Origin of the sequence: Polaromonas potterensis, from assembly GCF_033446725.1 — a bacterium.
In the GTDB taxonomy this organism is placed as follows: Bacteria; Pseudomonadota; Gammaproteobacteria; order Burkholderiales; family Burkholderiaceae_C; genus Polaromonas.
The window spans coordinates 26,055-42,842 of record NZ_JAWQLX010000012.1; the positions used below are offsets into that span (position 1 = coordinate 26,055).

At 63.9% G+C, this 16,788-nt stretch carries 13 protein-coding genes; 6 read left to right on the plus strand and 7 right to left on the minus strand.

Annotation, left to right across the window (positions count from 1 at the left end; translation table 11 throughout):
• Positions 1-185 precede the first annotated feature (185 nt).
• Positions 186-1,154 carry a LysR family transcriptional regulator gene (locus tag R6254_RS19080; RefSeq protein ID WP_318409212.1) on the minus strand — a complete coding sequence of 323 codons (969 nt, stop codon included), beginning with the start codon at positions 1,152-1,154 and terminating at the stop codon, positions 186-188.
• Positions 1,155-1,273: 119 nt separating this feature from the next.
• Between R6254_RS19080 and R6254_RS19085 the strand changes: the two genes are divergently transcribed.
• The 3 genes from R6254_RS19085 to cuyB are packed head-to-tail and all read left to right on the plus strand — an operon-like array spanning position 1,274 to position 4,436.
• Positions 1,274-2,260 carry a Bug family tripartite tricarboxylate transporter substrate binding protein gene (locus tag R6254_RS19085; RefSeq protein WP_318409365.1) on the plus strand — a complete coding sequence of 329 codons (987 nt, stop codon included), beginning with the start codon at positions 1,274-1,276 and terminating at the stop codon, positions 2,258-2,260.
• Positions 2,261-3,721 (plus strand): N-acyl-D-amino-acid deacylase family protein, encoded by a 1,461-nt coding sequence (locus tag R6254_RS19090; RefSeq protein ID WP_318409213.1) that lies wholly within the window; start codon positions 2,261-2,263, stop codon positions 3,719-3,721.
• Positions 3,714-4,436, plus strand: a complete 723-nt coding sequence (gene cuyB, locus R6254_RS19095) for a cysteate racemase (protein WP_318409215.1) — start codon at positions 3,714-3,716, stop codon at positions 4,434-4,436. Before R6254_RS19090 ends, cuyB begins: the two co-directional genes overlap by 8 nt.
• Positions 4,437-4,697: 261 nt before the next feature.
• Here cuyB and R6254_RS19100 read toward each other — a convergent pair whose 3' ends face one another.
• Genes R6254_RS19100 through R6254_RS19110 form a run of 3 tightly spaced genes read right to left on the minus strand, consistent with a single transcriptional unit; the run spans position 4,698 to position 8,556 of the window.
• Positions 4,698-5,891 (minus strand): phospholipase A, encoded by a 1,194-nt coding sequence (locus R6254_RS19100; RefSeq protein WP_318409217.1) that lies wholly within the window; start codon positions 5,889-5,891, stop codon positions 4,698-4,700.
• Positions 5,885-6,415, minus strand: a complete 531-nt coding sequence (locus R6254_RS19105) for a hypothetical protein (RefSeq protein WP_318409218.1) — start codon at positions 6,413-6,415, stop codon at positions 5,885-5,887. Before R6254_RS19105 ends, R6254_RS19100 begins: the two co-directional genes overlap by 7 nt.
• Entirely contained in the window at positions 6,415-8,556 is a 2,142-nt protein-coding gene (locus tag R6254_RS19110) for a UvrD-helicase domain-containing protein (protein ID WP_318409220.1), read from the minus strand. Before R6254_RS19110 ends, R6254_RS19105 begins: the two co-directional genes overlap by 1 nt.
• 128 nt (positions 8,557-8,684) lie before the next feature.
• Between R6254_RS19110 and R6254_RS19115 the strand changes: the two genes are divergently transcribed.
• Positions 8,685-9,647, plus strand: a complete 963-nt coding sequence (locus R6254_RS19115) for an AEC family transporter (protein ID WP_318409221.1) — start codon at positions 8,685-8,687, stop codon at positions 9,645-9,647.
• Between the two features lie 124 nt (positions 9,648-9,771).
• Here R6254_RS19115 and R6254_RS19120 read toward each other — a convergent pair whose 3' ends face one another.
• Positions 9,772-10,731 carry a LysR family transcriptional regulator gene (locus R6254_RS19120; protein ID WP_318409223.1) on the minus strand — a complete coding sequence of 320 codons (960 nt, stop codon included), beginning with the start codon at positions 10,729-10,731 and terminating at the stop codon, positions 9,772-9,774.
• A 56-nt stretch (positions 10,732-10,787) separates the two neighbouring features.
• Between R6254_RS19120 and R6254_RS19125 the strand changes: the two genes are divergently transcribed.
• Both R6254_RS19125 and R6254_RS19130 read left to right on the plus strand, forming a co-directional pair.
• On the plus strand, positions 10,788-11,951 hold the full coding sequence (locus R6254_RS19125) for a mandelate racemase/muconate lactonizing enzyme family protein (RefSeq protein WP_318409225.1): 1,164 nt from the start codon (positions 10,788-10,790) through the stop codon (positions 11,949-11,951).
• 30 nt (positions 11,952-11,981) lie between these two features.
• A complete protein-coding gene (locus tag R6254_RS19130; RefSeq protein WP_318409227.1) occupies positions 11,982-12,965 on the plus strand; it encodes a tripartite tricarboxylate transporter substrate-binding protein in 984 nt (327 codons plus the stop codon).
• Between the two features lie 105 nt (positions 12,966-13,070).
• Here R6254_RS19130 and priA read toward each other — a convergent pair whose 3' ends face one another.
• Together priA and hemE are read right to left on the minus strand one after the other, a co-directional pair.
• Positions 13,071-15,305, minus strand: coding sequence for a replication restart helicase PriA (priA, locus tag R6254_RS19135; protein ID WP_318409229.1), 2,235 nt, complete (start codon positions 15,303-15,305; stop codon positions 13,071-13,073).
• 366 nt (positions 15,306-15,671) lie between these two features.
• Positions 15,672-16,772 carry a uroporphyrinogen decarboxylase gene (gene hemE / locus R6254_RS19140; RefSeq protein ID WP_318409231.1) on the minus strand — a complete coding sequence of 367 codons (1,101 nt, stop codon included), beginning with the start codon at positions 16,770-16,772 and terminating at the stop codon, positions 15,672-15,674.
• Between the last annotated feature and the right edge of the window lie 16 nt (positions 16,773-16,788).

A 16,788-nucleotide genomic window follows, 5' to 3' on the forward strand; every position in this document is an offset into this window, starting at 1 on the left:
AGATAGAGGTTGAAGACCTCACCGATGATGCCGCGCCGGCCGGTTGGCGTAAATGCCCGGCGTGGCCGTGGCGGACACGGCCAGGCATCGCGGAATAAAACCCGGCATCGCCTGCAAAACCACGCCACATGCGGGTTGGCGGCCAGGCCATGGCACTCAAGCCGCCAAGCGGCAATAGCCCACCGTTATGGTGCGCTGCCGAAATGTGATGGTTGTTTGTCGGCTTTCAGCACGTGGCTCACCGCCGTGAGAAAACGTTGCGCCAGCACCGGCAACGGTTCCAGCCGGGAATGCACGGCCCAGATGTTCACCGGCGTGGATGCGATCACAGGCAGCACCACCATGCCGGGCGGCAGCACCCGCGGCAGGCTCCAGCCGACCACCAGCGCGGCGCCCAGCCCTTGGTGCGCAAACGCGATGGCGGTGGTGGGCGAGTGCACTTCGATCTGCGCCGAGGCAGCGATTTCCGGCCCGAGCAGCGCGCTCAACAAGCGCCCCAAAGGTGCGGCGGGCGGGTAGCCGATCCAGCGCACCGCGCGCAAGTCCTCGGCGCGCACAGCGTCTTGCTGCGCCAGCGGGTGTTTGCCGGGCACCAGGCAGACCAGTTCGTCCTGCCCCAGCGCGGTGGCCTGCAGGTTGGCGTGGTCGGGCGCCAGCATGGAAATGGCGATGTCCACGTCACCCGTGAGAAAACGCGCGGCGAGTTCGTCATACGTCACGTTGCGGCAAGACACATGCACGCCGGGGTTGCGTTTGCAAAAACGCTCCAGCGCCATCGGGATCAGCCGCTCGCCAAAACTCGCGCTGGTGGCGATGCGCAGCCGGCCCGCGCCTGAACGCGCCAGGTTGCTGGCCAGGTCGTTGATGCGCTGGATGCCGTGGTACAGGCCTTCGACCTCGCCGAACAGGCGGCGCGCCTCGGGCGTGGGCAACAAGCGGGTGCGCTGGCGCTCGAACAACTGAAAGCCCAGGCGGCTCTCGGTCAGCGACAACACCCGGCTGATCGCGGGTTGCGAGACATGCAGCATGCGCCCGGCGGCACTGACTGAACCGGCGATCATGATGGCGCGGAACACTTCGATCTGGCGCAGGTTGAGCGGACGGCTCGGCTCGCTGCCGCCGTCGGTGTCTGCGCTGATTGAATCGTTTTCCACCTGGTGCCTCGTCTTAAACCATAACAGCCGCTTATTGGCTGTGGACATTAATGAATGAGGAGATTTTCGCGTCTGCCGGTATTCTGGGTGGTATCTTCAACCAACCGATACACCACGACATGCGCCACTTCACGCTCACCCCCTGGCTGGCCTCTTTGACGGCCGGCCTCTCGATGATGGCGACCGCGCCCGCGGCCCTGGCTGATTATCCCGAAAAGCCCATCACCTTCGTGGTGCCCTCGGCCGCCGGGGGTTCGCCCGACGTCTTGTCGCGTGTCATCACCAACGAGCTGGCGAAAATTCTGCACACACCCGTGGTGATCGACAACAAGCCCGGTGCGGCCGGCAACATCGGCATTCTCAACATCATCGGCAAACCGGCGGATGGCTACACCATCGGTTACGGCAATGTGAACACGCTGGCCGTCAACCGCTCGTTGTTCAAGAAGCTGCCTTACGACGTGGACCGCGACCTGGTGCCCGTGGCCCATGCCTTTGATCTGTACAACGTGATGATTGTGCGCGCCGACTCGCCTTACCAAAGCGCGGGCGCCGTGATTGACGCGGCCCGCAAGAACCCGGGCAAGTTGTCCTTCGGCGCGCCCGGCATAGGCACCACCGGCCACATGAGTGGTGAGTTGTTCCGCAGCATGGCCAAGATTGACGTCTTGTATGTGCCTTACAACGGTGGGCCGGCCGCGCTGCAGGACTTGCTGGGTGGCCGCACCGACTACCTGTTCGCCAACTCGTCCGAAGTGGTGCCGCTGGCCGCGGCCGGCAAGGTGCGCGCGCTGGGCGTGACCAGCCTGAAACGCCTGCCGCTGTTGCCGGCCGTGCCGACGCTGGACGAAGCCGGCCTCAAGGGTTACGAAACCGTGAGCTGGGGCGGTATTGTGGCCTCGAAAAAAGTGCCTCAGCCCATCATCGACAAGCTGAACACCGCCATCCAGGCCGCGCTGAAGACGCCGCAAGTTCGTGAGGGTCTGGCCCGCCTGGGGGCCGTGCCCGCCGGCGGCACACCGGCCCAGTTCAAGCAGATGATTGACCGCGAAACCGCGCGCTGGACCGAGGTGGTCGAGAGCGCCAAGATCGAGAAGCTCGACTGAATGCGGCCCACCACACCCGCCCCCCGGCTGATTCTGGCCGGTGGCCTGCTGGTTGACGGCAGCGGCGCCGCGCCGGTGCATGCCGACCTGCTGATCGACGGTGATCGCATTGCCGCGATCGGTGACAGGCACCACATGCCGGCCGATGTGGCGGTCCTCGATGTCAGCGGCTGCATCGTGGCACCGGGGTTTATTGACTCACACACCCACGACGACGGTTACCTGCTGGTGCATCGGGACATGACACCCAAGGTGTCGCAAGGCATCACCACGGTGGTGACCGGCAACTGCGGCATCAGCTTGGCGCCGCTGGTGCGCAGCGAGGTGCCGCAGCCGCTGGACCTGCTGGGCCCGGCCCGGCTGTTTCGTTTTGCCACCTTCCAGGCCTGGATAGACGCGCTGCGCGCAGCGCCTGCGGCCGTCAACGTGGTGCCGCTGGTTGGCCACACCACCTTGCGTGTGGCCGTGATGGACAACACCGGCCGCGCCGCGACCGCGCCCGAGATGGCGCAGATGCAGGCCTTGCTGACCGAGGCGCTGGAGGCCGGCGCCTTCGGCATGTCCACCGGCACCTTTTACCCGCCGGCCGCACACGCGCCTACCGAAGAAATCATCGAAGTGGGCCGACCGCTGCGCCGCCACGGCGGCCTGTACGCCACCCATTTGCGCGACGAGGCCGACCACATCGTGCCGGCCATGGAAGAAGCCCTGCAGATTGGCCGGGCACTCGACTGCCTGGTGGTGTTCTCGCACCACAAGCTGGCCGGTGGCAACAACCATGGGCGCTCGCAGGAAACCCTGGCGCTGATCGACCAGGCGGCGCGCCTGCAGCCGGTGTGTCTGGACTGTCACCCTTACCCGGCGACCTCGACCATGTTGCGGCTGGACCGCGTGCGGATTGCGCGGCGTACCCTGATCACCTGGTCCAGCGCCATGCCGGCGGCCCAGGGCCGCGACTTCGCCGACATCCAGGCCGAGCTGGGCCTGGACGATGTGCAAACGCTGGAACGCCTGGCACCGGCCGGTGCGATTTATTTCCTGATGGACGAAGCCGATGTGGAGCGCATCATGCGCCACCCGCTGGCCATGGTGGGCTCCGACGGTTTGCCTTTTGACCCGCACCCGCACCCGCGCCAGTGGGGCACTTTCACCAATGTGTTGCGCACCCTGGTGCGCGAGCGAGGCGTGTTGCCAATAGAGACCGCGATCCACAAGATGACCGGGCTGGCGGCGCGCCACTATGGCCTGGCGGACCGTGGCCTGCTGCGTGTGGGTTACCGCGCCGACGTGGTGGTGTTTGACCCCGCGAACGTGAGCGACCGCGCCACTTTCGAGCAACCGGTGCAAGCCAGCGAAGGTATCCGCGGCGTCTGGGTCAACGGCCAACAGGTCTGGGACGGCCAGTGCGCCACTGGCGCCTTGCCCGGTGAAGTCCTGTCACGGGCCCCGCGCCATGCATAAGCCACCCAGCGCCGACCTGCTGGGCATTCTGGGCGGCATGGGCCCGCTGGCCGGCAGCACCTTTGCCACCCGGCTGGTGGCGCTGACGCCAGCCGGATGCGACCAGGACCATATCCCGGTCCTGTTGTGCAACGACCCGCGTGTGCCTGACCGTTCCTCGGCACGCCTGGGCCAGGGGGAAGACCCGCTGGCCGCCATGATGGCAGGCATACGCCGGCTTGAAGGCGCGGGCGCGCGGCTGATCGCCATTCCCTGCAACACCGCCCACCTCTGGTTCGAGCAAATGGCGCAGCAGGCCAGGGTGCCGCTGCTGCACATCGTTGATGCGGTGTGTGAGGACCTGGCCAGGCTGGGGGTGGCCAGGGCGCGCATCGGCCTCATGGGCACACCCGCCACGCTCAAGCTAGGGCTGTACCAAGGGCCGCTGGCGCAACGCGGCCACAGCGTGATCGTGCCCGACGAGGAAGAACTTCAGCTGTGTGTGGATGCCATCGCCGCCGTCAAAGGCAACCGCCCCGATGACGCGTTTGCGCCCGCTGCCGAATGTATACGCCGGCTGGTGGCGCGAGGCGCCGAGGCCGTGGTGCTGGGCTGCACCGAGCTGCCCCTGGCCGTGCCACATGCACAACGTGCCGCGCTGGGCATCGTGCTGACCGATTCGATCGATGCCCTGGCCAGGATGGCGATAGCGCGTTTCGGCGCGACACAGCGTTGAGTTGTGGGGCTTGCAGTCGCTCTAAAAATAGCACATCGGCTGCGCTTGCGATGAGGTAGCGCGGGCCCCGGCGCCCGATGGATGTTTTCGGTGGAGGCTGCCGCGGTTGTGTATGTGTCCGCTCAAGCTGGCGAGTCAACAGGCCTTGCGTTGTTCACAAAGCTGCAGCAAGGGTGAGACCGGACCCCGTGCAGGTGGCCTTTCCGAGTGGCTGTCCGTCAGGGACTGTCGCAGGTGCGCAATAGCGTGAGCCGGTCTTGTCTACCAGTCCACCAGGCTCAGGCCTATGCCCAGCACGGTGCGGCGGCGGTTGTAGTCCACCAGGCTGTCACCGTAGCCGCTGAACAGCTGCACGTGGTAACGCAGGGCGGCGCTGTCGGCAATGGCGGTGGAGGCCTTCATCCATTCCAGCTTGACCGAGCCACGCGCCTCGGACTTGAGCGAATGACGCACAGTCATGCCCAGGGTGTGCCGCTTGTTGACCTGCCACGCGCCAGCCAGTTCGGCACGGCCTATGTAATCGGTGATGCCCGGGTTGTCGTCGTTCTGCGCCGATTCCCGCAGACGGTGCCAGATGCGTCCCTGCACCGTGAGGCGGGCGTCGCCACCCAGCTCTTTTTCGGCCGCGCCCATCAGGTAGACCCGGTTCCAGCTGCGCGACTGCGGCAGGCTCTGGCCGTTGGACTGGTGGTTCAGGGCCAGGCCGCTCAGCCGGTATTTCCAGCCGCCCGGCAGGTCGATCATGTGCGGGTAGATGTAGACCACCTCGGGCTCATGGTCGGTGGTGCGAAAGGGCCGCGAGACCGTGCCGTTGAAAAGTTGCCAGGAGCTTTGCTGCGTGTAGCCAACCCACAAGGAGTCGCTGGCGGCGTCGTCCTCGGTGGCCGAGGTCAACAAACCCTTGGCGACCTTGGTGCGCACCGACAGCTGTAGCCGCGTCTCGTTCCGTTCATAGTGGAAGGGCGTGCTCACGGTGTGGCCAGGCGAGGGGGAGGAGGGCTGGTTGTTGACGCCGTCCGAGCCTATCCACATCATGCTGATGGGCCGGTAGCCGCGCAGGCCAAAGGTGTCGCAGTCGCTGCCTTTTTGCAGCTCCCAGAAGCGTGCGAGTTCGGAGTATTTGGTGTCCCGGCAGCCTATCTTTTTGCCGTCCGGCGCCTGGACTTGAACGACCTGCACGGCCGGTAAGGCGGTGGCCGTGTCGGGTTGCTGCGAAGCGGAGGCGGCCGTTGACGTTGACGCAGTCGGCGGTTGCGATGCGGCCCAGTTTTTGAAACAGGCCAGTTGCGCCGTGGCATCGCTGCCCATGGCCTGGCAGGCCTGCCAACCGAGGGGGTTGCGCTCCGGCTGCGCCACGTTGGTCCCGGTCTGCGCCTGGGCCAGGCCGGCGGCCAGCAAGCTCAAACCCAGCAGCGCGGAGATTTTTTGCACAGCCGTCGCGGTCAGGCTCACCATCCCGGGTTTCTTTCCAGGGTGAACGGCACGTCCGCCGCGTCGGGCGGTGCGCTGCTGCTGGTGTCTTTCCAGGTTCCCTTGAATTTTTTTCCGCATGATCCTTCTACCATTTCACCATTCCAGGTGCCTGTGATGCTGATGCCGTTGGAGGATTCGTCGAGGGTCAAAAACCCGTCTTCCAGATCGCCGGCCAACTGGGCCCTGGCCGCATGGCCGGCCACCGCGCGGCTACCGGCCGCGGCCCCCAGCTCACGGCTGACGGCGCCGGCCAGACTCTCGCTGAACTCGGCATGCCGCTCCAGCCGCATGGTGGCATCGGCGGGCAGGCCGGCTGGCGGCTGACTGAATTGCACGCGCCACGCGCCATACAGCTGCACCGGCTGGAGTTGTGCGGCCGATGGGCAGGCCACGCTGGCGGCGGTTGGCGTCGATTTTTTTGTATCATTTTGGGCTCTAGCCCAGGTGGACAGGGCGCAAGCAGCTATAAAAACAATAGCGACTCGGGTGGCGATGAAATGGGTCATCACTGGCCCCCCGCCTGGCTGGCGTCTCTGGCGGCCTCGGCCAGGCTGTTCGCGACGGCGCTGTCGGCCGCACGTTTGGCAAACTCGGCGCGTAAGGCCTTGATCTTTTCGCGCGGGTCTTCCTTGACCGTGGTTTTGTCCAGGCCCATCTCGGCAATAAAACGACTCGGGATGCCGGCCACGGTGTCGCGGTTTTTCTTGCGCCGGCGTAACCAGTTCACCGCCAGGGTGCGCTGGGCGCGGGTGATGCCCACATACATCAGGCGGCGTTCTTCCTGCAGGCGCAGCGCCAGGTCTTCGGTGTTGCTGCCGTCGTCGTCTTCCAGCTTGAAGGGCAGCAGGCCTTCGTTGCAGCCGGCCAGCACCACGTGGGGCCACTCCAGGCCTTTGGACGCATGCAGGGTGGACAAGGTCACCACGTTCTGGTCGCCTTCACGTTCGCTGATGGTCGACAGCAGCGCAATCGTCTGCACCACCTCGAGCATGGTTTTGGTTTCGCGTGCGGTGGTGGCGCCGGCCGCATCGTCAATCTGCCCACCGCAGCGCTGCGCCATCCAGTCGCAAAAATCCATCACATTGTTCCAGCGCGCGGCGGCGACCTTCTCGCTGTCCTCGCCGTCGTACAGGTGTTTTTCGTAGTCGATTTCCTTGAGCCAGTCGTTCAGGAAACTGCGCGCGTCTTCGGCGCCCACCGTGCGTTTGGCGCGGTACTCCAGGTCGTTGAGATAACGCCCAAACTCATGCAGCGAGGCGACCGCCTTGGCCGGCAGCGCCGCGCTCAGCGAGTGGCTGAACAGCGCCTCGAACATGCTGAGTTTGTATTTGTCGGCAAAAGTGCTCAGCGCGCCCAGGGTGGTGTGGCCAATGCCGCGTTTCGGTGTCTTGATCGAACGGATGAAGGCTGCGTTGTTGTCGTTGTTGATCATCAAGACCATCCAACTGCACAAGTCCTTGATCTCGGCGCGATCAAAAAAGCTTTGTCCGCCCGAGACCTTGTAGGGGATCTGCGCCTTGCGAAAAGCTTTTTCAAACGGCTTGGCCATGTGGTTGGCGCGGTACAAGACGCAAAAATCTTTCCATTCCTTGTACTGGGCACCCACGGGCTGCAGCTCCGCGCCGGCGCGCAGGCTCTGGATACGTGCGACCACGCGTTCGGCTTCATGTTCTTCGCTGTCGCAATCGACCACACGCACCGGTTCGCCTTCGCCGAGTTCGCTGAACAACGTTTTCGGGAACAGCTTGGGATTGGGCGCAATCACGTTGTTGGCGGCGCGCAGGATGGCGCTGGTGGAGCGGTAATTCTGCTCCAGCTTGATCACGCGCAGGCTCGGGTAATCAACCGGCAGCTTCTTCAGGTTGTCCAGCGTGGCGCCGCGCCAGCCGTAAATCGACTGGTCGTCGTCACCCACGGCGGTAAAACGGCCACGTTCACCGACCAGCAGCTTCAGCACCTCGTACTGCGTGGCGTTGGTGTCCTGGTATTCATCAACCAGCACATGGCCCATGGTCTGCTGCCATTTGCTGCGCACGGCCTCGTGTTCTTTCAGCAGCTTGAGCGGCAGGCCGATCAGGTCGTCAAAGTCCACACTCTGGTAAGCCGTCAGGCGTTCTTCATAACGCGCCATGACGCGGGCGATCAGACGTTCTTCATCGCCGTTGGCCACACCCTCGGCCTGGGCCGCGTTCAGGCCCTGGTTTTTCCAGGCGCTGATGGTCCACTGCCACTGCCGCGCGGTGGCCGCGTCGACGCTGCCGCCGGCGTCTTTCAAAATACTCGTGACGTCGTCGCTGTCCAGGATGGAGAACTGCGGTTTCAGGCCCAGCGCCGCACCGTCCTCGCGCAACATGCGCACACCCAGCGCGTGGAAGGTGCAGATCACCAGCCCCTTGGCCGCCTTGCCAATCAGGCTTTTGGCGCGCTCGCGCATTTCGGCGGCGGCCTTGTTGGTAAATGTGATGGCGGCAATGTTGGCCGCCGGCAGCCCGGCCTGGAGCAGCCGGCCTATCTTGTGGGTGATCACCCGCGTTTTGCCCGAGCCGGCACCGGCCAGCACCAAGCAGGGGCCGTGCATGTAGTTGACAGCTTCTTGTTGGGCGAGGTTGAGTCCGTGAGCGGCAGGGGAGGCGGGAGAAGAAGACATGCAGGCGGGAGGCGTGGAAAAAACGGAAGTCGGCAGGAGGGGGGCAAGCGGCCCCCCGAAAAAAGTCGGGCTAGCGGCCATCATAGCCAGTCAGCGCCGCGCCAAGGGCTGCGGCGACAATAGGCTTTGTGTTAGGCATTCTTCTCGTCACCTTTCCTTTCTTTGCGCTGGTGCTCTGCGGTTACCTGGCGGCGCGGCGCGGCCTGCTGCCGCAGCCGGCGATTCCCGGCCTGAACACCTTTGTGCTTTATTTCGCGCTGCCCTGCATGTTGTACCGCTTCGGCGCCAGCACGCCGGTGGCTCAGTTGCTGGACCTCGGCGTACTCGGTGTCTACCTGCTGTGTGCGCTCCTCATCGTGGCGTTCACGGTGGCCGTCACGCGCGATCGGCCACCGGGCCGTATCGGATGGAACGACGCGTCTTTCGGCGCGCTGGTGGCGGCTTTTCCGAACACCGGTTTTATGGGGGTGCCGCTGCTGGTGGCGCTGTTGGGCGCCCAGGCCGCCGGCCCGGCGATTGTCACCATCGTGGTGGACCTGCTGGTGACCACCTCGCTGTGTATCGCCTTGTCGCGGCTGGATTCGGCAGACAGCCACGGCGCCGGCGTGGCGGCGCGCAAGGCGTTGCGGGGTGTTGCCCTCAACCCCATGCCCTGGGCGATTGTGCTGGGCGCCGTGTCATCCGGCCTGCAGCTGACGCTGCCAGCCCCGGTGATGCAGACGCTGGGCCTGCTGGCCGACGCGGCGGCGCCAGTGGCGCTGTTCACCATAGGGGCGGTGTTGGCACGCTCTCAAATGAACAGCGTAGAAGTGATTCCGTTCAAGGACTACGTGCCCGTGGCACTGATCAAACTGGTGTTACACCCGGTGCTGGTGGGGCTGGTCGGCCTGGGCGCCATCGCGCTGGGGGTGCCGCTGCAGCCGTTTGCGCTGACGGTGATTGTGCTGGTGGCGGCTTTGCCCAGTGCCAGCAATGCCTCGCTGCTGGCCGAGAAGTTTGGCGCCAACAATGGCCGCATCGCACGTATCATTTTGTTGTCGACGGTGCTGGCATTTTTCAGCTTTTCGGCGGCGGTGGCCTGGTTGACTTGAGGACTCGGGAGGTAGGAATCCACTGGATTGACTTGCCGGTCAGCGGTCGTTCGTGACGATCAACAACGGACCCAAAGCGTCGGTCGGAGTCACGGTAGAGGTGCAATCTACGGGTCAACTCCGGCTACCCAACAGCGACGCCAGCCCCCACGATGGCGTCCCACAGCGCCTCGGCTGCACGCCCCATCGAATTGCGAGATCGGAAAAGCCTGATTTCGAGCTCGATGCACAAGTCTCCCACGCCTGCTTGGGCGACACGGTGACTGGCAAGATCGTCCTGGATGAGGGTCTGCGGTAACCAGGCAAGGCCACGTCCGTCCAGCACCATGGTTCTGAGAACCGATGCGAGATGTGCCGTGAAAACGGTCTGCGTTGAAACGTTCTCCAGGGCGTCAAGCCGTGTTTCGCGCAAGAGGCGTCCAAGGCCTGACTCGGCGCTGTAGCTCAGAAGCGGGACAGCCGTCTTGCCGGCCTGGAGCGTGTGTATCGGATGACCATCGGAATCCACGGCGGTCACGGGCACGAGAACATCCGCGCCTATCTTCACCGAGGGATAAGCATCCGCTTGCAGTCGGCCGACCGCTTGGGGATGCGCATGGCACACCACGAACTGCACCTTGCTCTGCTCCATCAGCGCTTCGCAGCGCAGCAACACATCAGACTCCAGCTGGATGGTGCCTGCCATGGTATGCGCCTCGAAACTGCGCAGCCAGCCTGGCATGAAGGTAAACGACAAGGCATGTGTTGCCGCAAAACGGAGTGAATTCGAACTGGCCTCGGCAACGGCCCGGGCCTCGCCCGGGACACGGGCCACCTGGGCCAGCAAATCATGGGCGACGCCGTGAAACCACTGCCCCGCCTCTGTCAGGCGAACGGGCTGTGAACGCCTGTCGAAAAGCTCGGTTCCTATCCACTCCTCCAGCGCCCGCACCCGGCGGCCGAAAGCCGGTTGGGTCATGTGGCGCTCATCTGCGGCGCGGGAAAAGTTGCCCGTCGTCGCCAGCACCAAAAAATCTTCGAGCCAGGAGACGTTCATGCCCAGTGCCTTGAAAGCATTGAAGAGAAAAAAAACAGCATTGGTCAAATGCAGCGGTCTTGACGATCATAACGATCCGAGTCCATCCCTTCACGGAAGCAAACATGAAAATCGTCGAGATCAGAGAAAAAACAGTTCCCATCAGTTCGCCTATCCGCAACGCCTATATCGACTTCAGCAAGATGACATTGAGCCTGGTGGCCGTGATCACGGACGTGATTCGGGATGGCAAGCCGGTCGTCGGCTACGGCTTCAATTCCAACGGCCGCTACGGCCAGGGAGGGTTGATCCGTGAGCGCTTTCGCGACCGTATCCTCCAGGCGGCGCCCGAGAGTTTGCTCAATGAAGCAGGCTCCAACATCGATCCCTCCAAGGTGTGGGCGGCGGTCATGAGCAACGAAAAACCGGGTGGGCACGGTGAACGCTCCGTCGCTGTCGGCACCATCGACATGGCGATCTGGGACGCGGTGGCCAAGATCGAGGGCAAGCCGCTGTTCCGGATGCTGGCCGAGCGCAACGACAGGGTGGCGAATCCGCGCGTCTTCGTTTATGCGGCCGGCGGTTATTACTACCCTGGCAAGGACAACAGTGCACTCTGCGCGGAAATGCGCAGCTATCTGGACCGCGGCTACAACGTCGTGAAAATGAAAATCGGCGGTGCCTCGCTGGCCGAGGATAAAGGCCGCATCGAAGCGGTGCTGAAAGAGATCGGCTCCGAAGCCCAACTCGCGGTGGACGCGAACGGCCGATTCGACCTGGAGACCGGCATCGCCTATGCCAAGATGCTGCGCGAGTACCCGCTGTTCTGGTACGAGGAGATAGGCGACCCGCTCGACTATTCGCTGCAGGCCGCGATCTCGGAATACTACCCCGGGCCTATGGCGACCGGCGAGAACCTGTTCTCGCATCAGGACGCACGCAACCTGCTGCGTCATGGCGGCATGCGCCCCGACCGCGACTGGCTGCAGTTCGACTGCGCGCTGTCTTATGGCCTGGTCGAATACCTGCGGACCCTGGAAGTCCTCAAGCAGTTTGGCTGGTCGCCATCGCGTTGCATCCCGCACGGCGGGCATCAGATGTCTCTCAACATCGCCGCCGGCCTCGGTCTCGGTGGAAACGAGAGCTACCCCGATCTTTTTCAGCCTTACGGCGGCTTCCCGGATGGCGTGAAGGTCATAGCCGGCCACGTCACCTTGCCGGAACTGCCAGGCATAGGTTTTGAAGGCAAAGCCGACCTCTACGCCCAGATGCACGCGCTCTCGGCCTGATTCGTTCGATAAATACAAGGAGACAAACACATGAAAAATCTCAAACGACATCTGGCGATCGCAGGGGCCAGCCTGGTCGCATGGACCCATGCGGCCTGGGCACAGTTCCCCGACAAAGCCGTCACCCTGGTCGTGCCCTTTGCGGCGGGTGGCCCCAGCGACAAAATCGCCCGCGACCTCGCGGAAGCCTTGCGAAAACCGCTGGGTCAAACCGTCATCGTCGACAACACCGCTGGCGCCGGCGGAACCATCGGTGCAGCCCGCGTCGCACGTGCCAAGCCCGACGGCTACACGCTGCTGGTTCACCACATTGGTCTTGCCACCGCGCCGGCGCTTTATAAAAAGTTGCCCTACAACACGCTGAGCGACTTCGAGTATCTCGGCCTGATCAACGAAGCGCCTTCCGTGCTGATAGGCAGAACAACGCTGGCCGCCAACAATCTGGGTGAATTGCGGAAGTGGATTGCAGATGCTGACGGGCGTGTGAATCTCGCCAATGCCGGCGTTGGGTCGGCATCCCACCTTTGCGGGCTGATGCTGCAAAACGCGCTGAAATCCAGAATGACCACGGTTCCCTACAAGGGGACCGCCCCGGCCATGACGGACTTGATAGGCGCTCAGGTGGACCTGATGTGTGAACAGGCGACCAACGCCGTGCCACAGATCGAAGGCAAAAAAGTGAAGGTGTATGGCGTCAGTAGTACGGACCGCCTCGCCTTGCCCTCACTGGCGCAGACGCCGACACTGTCCGAGGCAGGCCTGCCGGGCTTCAATGTGACGGTGTGGCATGGGCTTTACGCGCCGCGCGGCACGCCGCCCGAGGTGTTGGCGCGCTTGAATGCGGCGCTAAAAGCGGCTTTGAAGGACCCAGACCTGATCAAACGCCAGGAAGCCCTCGGATTGCGGATTGTCACGGACGCGAGACTCGCCCCGTCCGGCCACAAGACCTTCGTTCAAGCCGAAATGGAGCGTTGGACCCAGGTCATCAAGGATTCTGGCGAGACGGCTGAGTAAGCCATCCTGTGGCCGACGCGGCCGTGCGCTTCGATTCAGACCCAGCCGGGGCCGCGGAACCGGCTTAGGCGGGCCGCAGGCGCAGCGGCCCCTCGCGAGGGCTCTTTATATCGCCAGCGGATCCACATCAATCGCCCAGCGGATCAGGCTTTTGAACTCGGCCTGTTGCCGGGTCTGGTGCAACACCGGCTGCCAGGCCGCCAGAAAACGTTGCAGCGCCGCGCGCGAACTGCTTTCAATCAACATCTGGGCGCGTTCGATGTTGGCCACGCGCTGGATGGTCATGGGCACGGCCGGGTAAGGCGTGACCTGGTCGTGTTGCGGCAACGCCTGCACTTGCGCGGCTTCGGCGGCGGCGTTCAAAAAGCCTTGGGCCACGTCCTGCGTGCGGGCTTCGGCGCGCACCAGGGCGGAAAAGCCGAAGGGGGACATGCCGGCGGCTTCGCGTTCTTTCAGTTCCTGCGCCGCAAACGCCGGGTAGTCGTGTTTTTTCAGCGCGCCAAACAGCGGGTGCTGGGGGTGAAAGGTCTGCACCCACATCTCGCTGGCGGCGCCGCGGTCGGCGTCACGCCCGGCGCGGCCGGCGGCCTGCATCAGCAGGCCGAACAGACGTTCCGGCGCCCGGAAGTCGCTGGAGAACAGGGCGCCGTCGGGGTTGATGGCGGCGACGAGGGTGATGTGGCGAAAATCATGGCCCTTGGCAATCATTTGCGTGCCGACCAGCACATCGACCTCGCCGGCATGCACGCTGGCGAGTTGGGACTCCAGCGCGCCCTTGAGGCGTGTGGTGTCGGCGTCGATACGGGCGATACGCAGCGGGCTGCCGTTCGGCCGCGTGACCGGGTGCTCACCGCCGGCCAGCAGTTCGGCGATGTGCTCCTCCAGCCGTTCCGTGCCCTTGCCCAGCGGCGCGATGTCGATGTTGCCGCAGGACGGGCAGGCGCGCGGCACCCGTTCGGTAAAACCGCAGTGGTGGCAACGCAGGGTGCGGTCGATTTTGTGGAACACCCGGAAGGCGCTGCAATGCGGGCATTCACTTTTCCAGCCGCAGTCATGGCAGGCCAGCACCGGGGCGTAACCGCGGCGGTTCAGGAAAATCAGCGACTGCTCGCCGCGCGCGATACGCTGGGCGATGGCGTCCAGCAAGGGCGGCGCGATGGTGCAGTGTTTGGGCTGGTGGTTCATGTCCACCAGCCGCACGGTGGGTAACTGGCCGTGCTGGGCCGCACCGCCTATACGTTGGTTCATCGTCAGGCGCTGGTAACGTCCGGTCTCCGTGGCCTGCCAGCTTTCGAGGGACGGTGTGGCTGAGCCGAGCAACACGCGACAGGACATGGCCCCCACGCTTGTCGCTTCGCGTACTGCGCTGCCCCCCGAGGGGGCGCTGCGCCTGCGGTCCGGCAAAGCCGGTTCCGCGGCCCCAGCTGATGAAGAGGGAGCCGTGATGCCGCCGCTGTTGTTGGCGGAGCTCTCCAGCATCGCGCGGTAAACCGCGAGGTCACGCGCCGAATAACGTGCGCCTTCCTGCTGCTTGTAGCTGGGGTCGTGTTCTTCATCGACAACAATCAGGCGCAAATTCGGCAGCGAGGCAAAAATCGCCATGCGGGTGCCCAGCACCAGCCGGGCCTGGCCGGCGTGGGCCGCCAGCCAGCTTTTGAGCCGCTGCGCCGGTGTCAGGCCGCTGTGCAGCGCCACCACCTGGGCTTTGCCGAGGTGGGCAAAACGTTCTTCAAACCGGCTTTGCAGCTGCGGCGTCAGGTTGATCTCGGGCACCATCACCAGCACCTGGGCGCTGGGGTCGTCGGCCAGCACTTGGGCGGCGGCGCGCAGGTAGACCTCGGTTTTGCCGCTGCCGGTCGCGCCAAACAGCAGCGCTGGCCGGGTATCGGCATCAAATTCGGCAATCGCCCTTTCCTGCTCTGCGCTAAGCGCTATTAAATTAGTAGCGTCTGGCGCATCCTCAGCCGCCGGCGGCGGCCGTTTGAGCCGGCGCGTGAGTTGTACGCTGCTGAGTTCGCGCAGTTGTGGCGGCAGTGCGGCCAGTGCCACCTCGCCGATGGAGCGCTGGTAATAACTGGCGGTAAACCCGACCAGCCGACGCCAAGTGGCCGACAGCGGTGCCAAACCGTCCAGTACGCCCAGCACGGCTTTGGCCTGGGCAGTCGGCAGATCACCGCTGTCCGGCAAGGCCGCCCAGACCACGCCGAGGATCTCGCGTTTGCCCAACGGCACCCGCACCAGGCTTCCCGGCGGAAGTGGCCACTCGCTGGCATAGGTCAGCGCCCCCGCCACTCGGCTGTGGGCCGGGGTGGCGACAACGATGCTGAGCCAATAAGTCATGTGGGGGAGGGGCAATCGGTCAAGCAGAGGGGCTTGTTAGGGGGAAGTCTTCAGATTCATTTTGGAAAATCGCCGTAAGTGCTTGATTTAAAACCGCTTTGAACTAATCCAAGGTTTCTGTGGATAACTTTGTTGATAGATTGCCCTGGAACCTCGCCGGGGCCTTATAAATCAAGGCTTTGCTTAAATTGCCCGCTAAAAATGCAATTTAAAAATCCTATATAAATCAATCACTTAGAAGCGCTATGGCTTTGATAGCGCTATCTTGCCGCTTAACCGATTATTGCGGCACCGCAGCAAGAATTTTGTGAATAAGTCTTAGAGACGGCGCCGGGTTTTGTGCTATTGGCGCCCCATGCCGCTGCCTTAATGGGGCGTTCCGGTCCGCATCTGGCGTGAATAGGCGTGTACGGCGCGCACCAGCACTTCCACACTTTCTGGCGGCGTGTGCTGGCTGATGCCATGGCCCAGGTTGAAGACATGGGTGGGGCCGGTGCTGGCGGTGTCCGCGTGGGGCTGGCCAAAACTGTCCAGCACGCGGCGCACTTCGGTCTCGATTTGGTCCGGCTTGGCAAACAGCACATTCGGGTCCAGGTTGCCTTGCAGTGCCATGCGACCGCCAACCCGCTCCCGGGCTTGGGCGAGGTTCACGGTCCAGTCCAGGCCCAAGACTTCGCAGTCCAGCTGGGCCATTTTCTCCAGCCAGAGGCCGCCGCCTTTGGTAAACACCAGGCGCGGAATGATCACGCCGTTGTGGCTGCGCTTGAGCTGCTGCAATACACGTTGGGTATACGCCAGGCTGAAGGTCTGGAAAGCCGCATCGGCCAACACACCGCCCCAGCTGTCAAAAATCATCACCGCCTGGGCGCCGGCTTCAATCTGGGCGTTCAGGTACAGGGCCACGGCGTCGGCATTGATGGCCAGCATTTTGTGCATCAGGTCGGGGCGCTGGTACAACATGGTTTTGACCAGGCGGTAGTCGTCGGAGCCCGCACCTTCCACCATATAACAAGCCAGGGTCCAGGGGCTGCCCGAAAAACCGATCAGCGGCACCCGGCCGTTCAGGGCTTTGCGGATGGAGGTGACGGCGTCAAACACATAACGCAGCTTGTCCATGTCCGGCACTTCCAGCTTGGCCACGGCAGCTTCGTCGCGCACCGGCGTGGCAAAACGCGGGCCTTCGCCCAGCGCAAAACTCAGGCCCAGGCCCATGGCGTCGGGCACGGTCAGGATGTCGGAAAACAGGATGGCGGCGTCCAGCGGGTAACGCTCCAGCGGCTGCAGCGTGACTTCGGTGGCGTAGTCCGGCGAGGTCGCCAGGCCCATGAAACTGCCGGCCTTGGCGCGGCTGGCGCGGTACTCGGGCAGGTAACGCCCGGCCTGGCGCATCAGCCAGACAGGGGTGTAATCGGTGGCCTGACGCAGGCAGGCGCGCAAAAAGGTGTCGTTTTGAAGAGGAGCAAACATGGCTCGATTGTCTCAG